This window comes from Massilia sp. IC2-476 (assembly GCF_020707295.1).
Taxonomy (GTDB): Bacteria; Pseudomonadota; Gammaproteobacteria; order Burkholderiales; family Burkholderiaceae_D; genus Telluria.
Map to the genome: position 1 here is coordinate 69689 of NZ_JAJFER010000013.1, position 7398 is coordinate 77086.

The 7398-nt window shown below is 64.8% G+C and carries 8 protein-coding genes and 1 rRNA gene; 3 read left to right on the forward strand and 6 right to left on the reverse strand.

Going from position 1 to position 7398, the window contains the following annotated elements; translation table 11 throughout:
• Positions 1 to 116 precede the first annotated feature (116 nt).
• Positions 117 to 1307: a M20 aminoacylase family protein gene (locus tag LK539_RS23535; protein ID WP_227803502.1), complete on the forward strand. Its 1191-nt coding sequence runs from the start codon at positions 117 to 119 to the stop codon at positions 1305 to 1307.
• A 99-nt stretch (positions 1308 to 1406) separates the two neighbouring features.
• Here LK539_RS23535 and LK539_RS23540 read toward each other — a convergent pair whose 3' ends face one another.
• On the reverse strand, positions 1407 to 2300 hold the full coding sequence (locus LK539_RS23540; protein ID WP_227803503.1) for an NAD(P)-dependent oxidoreductase: 894 nt from the start codon (positions 2298 to 2300) through the stop codon (positions 1407 to 1409).
• Entirely contained in the window at positions 2300 to 2998 is a 699-nt protein-coding gene (locus LK539_RS23545; RefSeq protein WP_227803504.1) for a suppressor of fused domain protein, read from the reverse strand. Before LK539_RS23545 ends, LK539_RS23540 begins: the two co-directional genes overlap by 1 nt.
• A 142-nt stretch (positions 2999 to 3140) precedes the next feature.
• Between LK539_RS23545 and LK539_RS23550 the strand changes: the two genes are divergently transcribed.
• Together LK539_RS23550 and LK539_RS23555 are read left to right on the forward strand one after the other, a co-directional pair.
• Positions 3141 to 3692, forward strand: coding sequence for an acyloxyacyl hydrolase (locus LK539_RS23550; RefSeq protein WP_227803505.1), 552 nt, complete (start codon positions 3141 to 3143; stop codon positions 3690 to 3692).
• Positions 3693 to 3790: 98 nt separating this feature from the next.
• Positions 3791 to 5239: a DHA2 family efflux MFS transporter permease subunit gene (locus LK539_RS23555; RefSeq protein ID WP_227803506.1), complete on the forward strand. Its 1449-nt coding sequence runs from the start codon at positions 3791 to 3793 to the stop codon at positions 5237 to 5239.
• A 6-nt stretch (positions 5240 to 5245) separates the two neighbouring features.
• Here the strand turns inward: LK539_RS23555 and LK539_RS23560 are convergent, their stop codons facing one another.
• From LK539_RS23560 to rrf, 4 genes are all read right to left on the reverse strand, one after another.
• Positions 5246 to 6250, reverse strand: coding sequence for a retropepsin-like domain-containing protein (locus tag LK539_RS23560; RefSeq protein ID WP_227803507.1), 1005 nt, complete (start codon positions 6248 to 6250; stop codon positions 5246 to 5248).
• Positions 6251 to 6321: 71 nt separating this feature from the next.
• The gene (locus LK539_RS23565; protein ID WP_227803508.1) at positions 6322 to 6831 is read right to left on the reverse strand and encodes a nuclear transport factor 2 family protein; all 510 of its coding nucleotides are present in this window, start codon (positions 6829 to 6831) and stop codon (positions 6322 to 6324) included.
• Positions 6832 to 6879: 48 nt separating this feature from the next.
• Entirely contained in the window at positions 6880 to 7167 is a 288-nt protein-coding gene (locus LK539_RS23570; RefSeq protein WP_227803509.1) for a hypothetical protein, read from the reverse strand.
• 116 nt (positions 7168 to 7283) lie between these two features.
• A 5S ribosomal RNA gene (rrf, locus tag LK539_RS23575) occupies positions 7284 to 7396 on the reverse strand.
• Between the last annotated feature and the right edge of the window lie 2 nt (positions 7397 to 7398).

A 7398-nucleotide genomic window follows, 5' to 3' on the forward strand; every position in this document is an offset into this window, starting at 1 on the left:
CCAATACTTTATACGATCTTGACGCGGTCCGTCCCCTCCTCTTTTACTGCCTGTTTGAGGCAGGCTACAATGGTTCTAAACGTGCAATGCAAGCATGACAAAAAAGGGAGAGAGCGATGAAACTCGTGGAACCAATCCTGGCGCAGCAATCGCAGTTGCAGGAGATCCGGCGCGACCTGCATGCGCATCCGGAACTGTGCTACGAAGAGCAACGCACCGCCGACGTGGTGGCGGCAAAGCTGACGGAATGGGGCATCCCGATCGTGCGCGGCCTGGGCGTGACCGGCGTGGTCGGCATCGTCAAGAATGGCTCTTCGCCCCGCGCGATCGGCCTGCGCGCTGACATGGATGCGCTGCCCATGCAAGAGATCAATGGCTTCGCACACGCGTCGCGCCATCCGGGCAAGATGCACGCCTGCGGCCATGACGGCCATACCGCGATGCTGCTCGGCGCCGCGCACCACCTGTCGCAGCACCGCAACTTCGACGGCACCGTGTACCTGATCTTCCAGCCGGCCGAGGAAGGCGGCGGCGGCGCGCGCCGCATGATGGACGATGGCCTGTTCGAGCAGTTCCCGATGGACGCCGTGTACGGCATGCACAACTGGCCCGGCATCCCGGAAGGGCACTTCGGGGTCGTGCCGGGGCCGATGATGGCTTCCAGTAACGAGTTCCGCGTCGTCGTGCGCGGCAAGGGCGCCCACGCTGCGCAGCCGCACCGCGGCATCGATCCGGTGATGGTGGCGGTGCAGATCGCGCAAGCCTGGCAGACCATCGTCTCGCGCGAAAAGAACCCGCTGGAATCGGCGGTGCTGTCGATCACCCAGATCCACGCCGGCAGCGCTACCAACGTCATCCCGGACGAAGCGGAACTGGTGGGCACCGTGCGCACCTTCTCGACGGCCGTGCTGGACCTGATCCAGCACCGCATGGAAGAGATTGCCACTGGCGTGGCGGCGGCCTTCCATGCCTCGGTCGACTTCACGTTCAAGCGCAATTACCCGCCGCTCATCAACCATCCGGAGCAGACCGCGTTTGCGATCGAGGCGATGCGCGCGGTGGTGGGGGCGGAATGCGTGGACACGCAGGTCGAGCCGACCATGGGCGCGGAGGATTTCGCCTTCATGCTGCAGGAAAAGCCGGGGTGCTATGTGTTCATCGGCAACGGCGAAGGCGCGCACCGGGCCGGCGGGCATGGGCTGGGACCGTGCCAGCTGCATAACACGAGTTATGACTTCAATGACAATCTGTTGCCGATTGGGGCGAGTTATTGGGTCCGGCTCGTAGAGATGAGTTTGCCGACGTAGGGTGGGCGGGTCTCCCGCCCACGCGGTCAACGTCCGCCGGCACTGCTGCGGCAATACGAAATTTCGGCGATCACCGCGTGGGCGGCAGAGCCGCCCACCCTACGGAAGCTGATCTGCCGCGTTCCCTAGCCGGATTCCAGGATTCATCTGCTCCAGCGCCAGCAAAGCCGCCGAGTGATCCGCCGTCGGCAATCCCCCTTCGATCGCCTCATATTGCCGCGTCACCAGCTCCGTCACCGGCAGCGTCAATCCCGCGCCCTGCGCCGCCGCCAGCACATTGCGCAAATCCTTCAGCTGGCTCTTCACCTGCCCGCCCGGCACGAAATTCCGGTCCAGCATGCGCTGCCCATGGACCTCGAGAATCCGGCTGCCCGCAAACCCGCCGCGGATGGCTTCACGCACCGCGCCCGGGTCGGCCCCAGCCGCCTGCGCCAGCAGCAGCGCTTCGGCCACCACGTTCAGCGTGGCGCCGACGATTAGCTGGTTGCACAGCTTGGCCACCTGCCCGCTGCCCACCGGACCGACGAGTTGCGGGCGGCCCATCACTTCCAGAATTTTTACCACCTGGTCAAAATCCGCCGCCGCGCCGCCAGCCATGATCGCCAGCTGCCCGGCCTCGGCTCCGCCGACGCCGCCCGACACCGGCGCGTCGATGAAGCGGCAGCCGCCGGCGACAAGGCGCGCGTGGAAGGCCAGCGCTTCGTCCTGCCGCGTCGAGCTCATGTCGATCCACAGCGTGCCCGCATCGAGCGCGGGCAGCGCGGCATCGATGAGTTCACCCACCACCGGCCCCGCCTCGAGCATGGAAATCACCAGCTGTGCGCCCTGCACCGCCTGCGCCAACTCGGCCACCGGCTCGGCGCCGGTCCCGCGCAAGGCCTCGGCCTTGGCAAACGTGCGGTTCCAGGCGCGCACCGTCAAGCCGGCCTGCGCCAGGCGCGTGGCCATCCGCCTTCCCATCAGGCCGATGCCGAGGAAGGCGATGCTCGTCATCAGAACAGTCCGAGGAACTTCTTGACCGTGTTCTTGCGGCCCGGGACCACGAGGTCGGTCACGCCCTTGTCATTGAAGCCGTCGAGCAGGGCCGGGAAGCCCTTGCGCTTGACCAGGTTCAGCTCGGCTTCGTAGAGCGGCACCACGCAGTGGAAATAGATGTCCTTGCCGTCACGCTCGAGCGAGGCGAACGCATCCGGCGCGGAAGCCGGCGGCAGCAGGATGGCGCCGGTGAACTCCACGCCTTTGGCGTAGGGCTTGGCCGGGCTGCCGTTCGGCACCGTGTGGCCCAGGCCCAGCCAGGTGGCGTGCTGGTGCGGGTAGTGCGCCAGGTGACGCAGCAGGGCCACCGGCCAGTACCAGCGCTCGTCCTGCACCGATTGTTCGTCGAGCTTCCAGTCTGCCGGCAAGGCCATCATCAGTTCAGCAAACGGCGGCGCGCCTTCCGGCACGGTCATGGGCCGGCTGCTCATGCCCGAGGTCACCAGGCGCAGGAAGGGATAGCGCTCGTTGGCCGGCACCACGTGGATATCGACCTGCACCGGATCGGCGATGGTGTCGTGGAAGACGGTGTCGATCCGCCCCAGGTGTGCGGCGATGTGCTCGGCCACAGGGTCGTGCGGCAGGACGGTGGGCGCTACCTGCTGCTGGGTCGGCGCGGCAAGCGGATACAGGGGAGTGCTGGTCGGTTCGGTCATGCGGATCGAGAGATAAGTGATGCGTTCTGCGGGGCGTCTATGATACCTGCGCGGCAGCGCAAGGTGGCGGGCAGCGCCGAATTGTTCACGCTAGTACAATAGCGCACTGCACAATATTTCTGTCTTGCTAAGAAAGAAAATCATGTCCAACCTGAACAAACTTGCCGCCGCCCTCGTCGCCGCCTTCTGCGCCCAGGCCGCTCATGCCCAAGCCCTCGGCGGCTGGGCCGACTCGGCCTCGATCGAATTCGGCACCAACCCCGAGCAGCGCATGGTGCGCCTGGCTGTCCAGAACGACTGGGACCAGCGCTGGTTCGCGCGCAGTGGCTACCACCTGTCGGGCTATTGGGAAACCAACGTCGCCCTGTGGCGCCTGAGCGCCTACCAGAACGTCCCGGGCCGCAAGAAGAACATCGCCGTGGTCGGCTTCACCCCGGTGTTCCGCTACCAGAGCGACAGCAAGCTCGGCCTGTACGGCGAGATCGGCGTCGGCGTCAACCTGTTCTCCAAGCTGTACAAGAACGAAGACAAGGAACTGTCGACCGCCTTCCAGTTCGGCGACCACATCGGCGTCGGCTACACCACCGCCAAGTGGGACTACAGCCTGAAGTTCCAGCACTACTCGAACGCCAGCATCAAGAGCCCGAACGCGGGCGCCAACTGGATCGTCGCCAAGGCGGCCTACCGCTTCTAAGAGGCTTTCCTCAGCGCAGCAGGGCGAGCCCCTGCTGCGATCCATGTCAAAATCGGGCCGAGGCGGGCCACCCGGCCTGCCAGTAACACGAGGCCCGATTGACTGACCCCAGCACCATCAAACGCTACCTGCCGTGGCTCGTCGCGACTGCCCTGTTCATGGAGCAGCTCGACGCCACCATCGTCAATACCGCCATTCCGAGCATCGCGGCCAGCCTGCAGGTGACGCCGCTGAGCCTGAAATCGGTGGTCACCAGCTACATCCTCGGCCTGGCCGTCGGCATCCCGCTCAGCGGCTGGATGGCGGACCGCTTCGGCACCCGGCGCGTCTTCTTCATCGCCATCTCGGTGTTCACCATCGCCTCGGTCCTGTGCGGCCTGTCCATCAACGCCCACATGATGACGGCGGCGCGCCTGCTGCAGGGCCTGGGCGGGGCCATGATGATGCCGGTCGGGCGCCTGGCCATCGTGCGCACCTTCCCCAAGAACGAGCTGCTGGGCGCGATGAACTTCGTGATCATTCCCGCCCTTATCGGGCCGCTGCTGGGGCCGACGGTGGGCGGGCTGATCGTGCACTGGACCTCGTGGCGCGTGATCTTCTTTGTCAACGTCCCGGTCGGCCTCGCAGCGCTCTACCTAGTGTGGAAGCACATGCCCGACTACCATGGCGCAGAGAAGCGCCCGCTCGACGTCGTCGGCCTGATCCTGTTCAGCAGCGGCACTGCGATCCTGTCCTGGGTGCTCGAAGTGTTCGGCGAGCACAGCCTCGACTACCTCACGGCCGGCCTGCTGCTGGCGCTGTCCGTCGCCCTGCTGGGCGGCTATGCCTGGCACGCGCTGCGCATCAAGCATCCGCTGCTGCGGCTGACCCTGTTCAAGGTGCGCACCTTCCGCATTTCGGTGGCCGGCGGTTTCCTCACGCGCCTGGGCGTGGGCGGCCTGCCCTTCCTGCTGCCGCTGCTGTACCAGCTGGGGCTGGGGCTGCCGGCCTGGCAGTCGGGCCTCTTGATGATGCCGTCGGCGCTGGCCGCGATGGGCATGAAGATGTTCGCGCCGCGGCTGCTGGCGCGCTTCGGCTACCGCAACATCCTGACCGCCAATACCGTGTGCATCGGCCTGACCATCGCACTGTTCACCCTGGTGGGTCCGGGCACACCCTTCTACCTCATCGTTGCGATCAGCCTGGCGCAGGGCTTCTTCAATTCGCTGCAGTTCTCGAGCATGAACACCCTGGCGTATGCCGACATCGAACCGCAGGATTCGAGCATGGCCAGTACCATGTCGAGTTCGTTCCAGCAGCTGTCGATGAGCTTCGGCCTGGCGGCAGGCTCGATCGTGACGGCCTGGTTCCTCGGCCCCGTGGCCCAGGACAACCGGGAGGCTGTGTCGCAGGCCCTGCACCACGGCTTCGCGACGCTGGCCGCGATGACGCTGCTGTCCTCGGTGGTGTTCTGGCGCCTGCGCCGCAACGACGGCGACAGCATCAGCCGCGGCCAGGAAAAGGTGAAGGAAACGGCGCCCGTCGAACAGCAGATGAGCGGCAGCTGATGTGCTTCAGTCCAGGGGCTGCGGAATCACGTCGACTTTCCCGCGTTTCATCACGCGCGGCGCGGTGATCGGCGAGAAGTAGATCTTCTGCTGGCTCATCGCGATATAGACGCGGTGGCGGTGCAGGAAGTCGGCGCCGAGCACCAGGAGCTCGCCCGATTGCGGCAAGTCCATCAGGCGCAGGTCGAAGTCCTTCACCTCCAGGCTGCCGATGAACAGCTGCGGCACCGGCACTTTCCATACGGGTTTGTCTGCCTTGTCTCCGGGCAGTGGGTCTTCACGCACGGCACCGGGGGACTCCGGGCTCAAGCCCAGCCGCACCCCGGCCGCCCTGGGCAGGTAGGACTGCGGAGTGGAGGTGGACAGCAGGGCTGTGACGCGCTGGCCGCCGATGTGCAGGTTGAACACCACCCGCGCATCGCGCTTCCAGGGGTCGCCCATGCTCATCACCGCGACCGCCTGCGGATCCCAGTAGGCCAGGTGATCGCGGAAGCACCCGTCCGGCTGGAACAGCTTGAGGTAGCCAGCATCGAGAGCCACTTCCAGGTCCTGCTTCAGCAGGGTAGCGGCGCCGATCCGCACGCCGTAGGTATCGTCCAGGAAGTCTTCGACGAAGAACTCGCCGTTCTTGCCCTTTGTCAGACCGAAGGAAAAATCCCTGATCGGGGCAATCATGGTGTCGCGTACGATATCGACACCCGTATCGTTGCGTGCATCGGAGGCGAAGAGCTTGCTCGTCGTGGTGCGCACGGGGATACCGAGCCGGTCCAGCACTTTTTTGTTGAACACGATCGATTCTGCGGAACCGGTGCTTAGCATCACAGGCACGCTAGCGCCGCCGATCAATGCCTGCGAAACAGGGCGCAGGTCGTCGGTAAAGCTCAGCGCAATGGTGGCCTGCGCCCCCATCCGGCAGCCCGGCGACGGCGATTGCGCGAAAGCAGCCTGCGACAGGACGAGGCCGGCGCAGACGGTGTACCGGATCAGGGAGGTCGGCACGGAAGCTTTCATTGCAGGGTCTGGTAGTCGGTGTGCTGGCAGTATAAGTACACCCCTGCCGGTGTCGCCGGCGATATTGAAAATTACCCTTTCGCCATAAGACAAGCACCGCTCCGGGCGCCCTCGAGTGGAATCGGGCTGCCCGGCTTTTCGACGTGATAGTAGAGCGAGACGATCTTCCAGCCGTCCTCTTCGCGGTAGAGCTGGATGCTGTTGACGCCCGTGTAGTCGGCCTTCGCAGCCTTGGGATCGCGACGTGTTTCGACGACGCTGTAGACGGTCGCGAAGCGGTCGTATTCCTTCACCTCGCGCCGCACTTCACACTCGTAGAAGCCATGCGGCCGCGGCTCGCGCTGTGAGGCAATGAAATCCGACGCCTTCATGGCATGAAAGACCGGCTTGCCCTCGTGATAGATGCCACCGACGACCATGGCATCCTTGCGGAACAGCTGTTGCAGGCGCTCGACATCGGCCACGGCGCCCGGCGCGTGGCTGGACGCCTGCCACAGCTCGGCCACGGCGCCGGCGGGCGTCGTGGCTGCGGTGGCGATCAGAGGAGAGCAGACGAGGATGAGGGAAAGCAGGCGGCGCATGTGGAATCTCCGGGATGGGATCCCGGCAGTATAGCCGCCTCGGCAAGCCTAGTGCCGGCCTCTCCTTCCATGGTGGGACCATCCATGATGGCCGCGATGATGCGACCATCCGTGATGCCGGCCGTGGTGATGGCGCGGCCGGTCATAGAAACTGAAGCCGAAATCCAGCGTGACGGGAGGCCCGACGTAGGTCGGGTAGCCATAGGCGGGATAGCCATACGCCGGGTAGCCGGCGTCGTAGGCATATGGCGGTGCATATACGCACCCGCCCAGCCCGAAGGTCAGCAGTAATGCAGCGATCGCGCGTCGCAGCAGGCTTGTGTGTCGGATGTCCATGTGCGCTCCCCCAAGAAAGAAAGCAGCTCATTCAGTGTAGTCCGGCTCACAGCATTTGCAATCCACAAAGCAAAAAGCCCGCTCAGACTTAACTGAGCGGGCTTTGCATATAACTAGCCTGACGATAACCTACTTTCACACTGGTTGCAGCACTATCATCGGCGCAAAGTCGTTTCACGGTCCTGTTCGGGATGGGAAGGGGTGGGACCGACTTGCTATGGTCATCAGGCT

Excerpts from the sequence above, each read along its gene's own strand:
- LK539_RS23535 (WP_227803502.1), top strand. The coding sequence starts at position 117 with ATGAAACTCGTGGAACCAATCCTGGCGCAGCAATCGCAGTTGCAGGAG.
- LK539_RS23540 (WP_227803503.1), bottom strand. The coding sequence starts at position 2,300 with ATGACGAGCATCGCCTTCCTCGGCATCGGCCTGATGGGAAGGCGGATG.
- LK539_RS23545 (WP_227803504.1), bottom strand. The coding sequence starts at position 2,998 with ATGACCGAACCGACCAGCACTCCCCTGTATCCGCTTGCCGCGCCGACC.
- LK539_RS23550 (WP_227803505.1), top strand. The coding sequence starts at position 3,141 with ATGTCCAACCTGAACAAACTTGCCGCCGCCCTCGTCGCCGCCTTCTGC.
- LK539_RS23560 (WP_227803507.1), bottom strand. The coding sequence starts at position 6,250 with ATGAAAGCTTCCGTGCCGACCTCCCTGATCCGGTACACCGTCTGCGCC.
- LK539_RS23565 (WP_227803508.1), bottom strand. The coding sequence starts at position 6,831 with ATGCGCCGCCTGCTTTCCCTCATCCTCGTCTGCTCTCCTCTGATCGCC.
- LK539_RS23570 (WP_227803509.1), bottom strand. The coding sequence starts at position 7,167 with ATGGACATCCGACACACAAGCCTGCTGCGACGCGCGATCGCTGCATTA.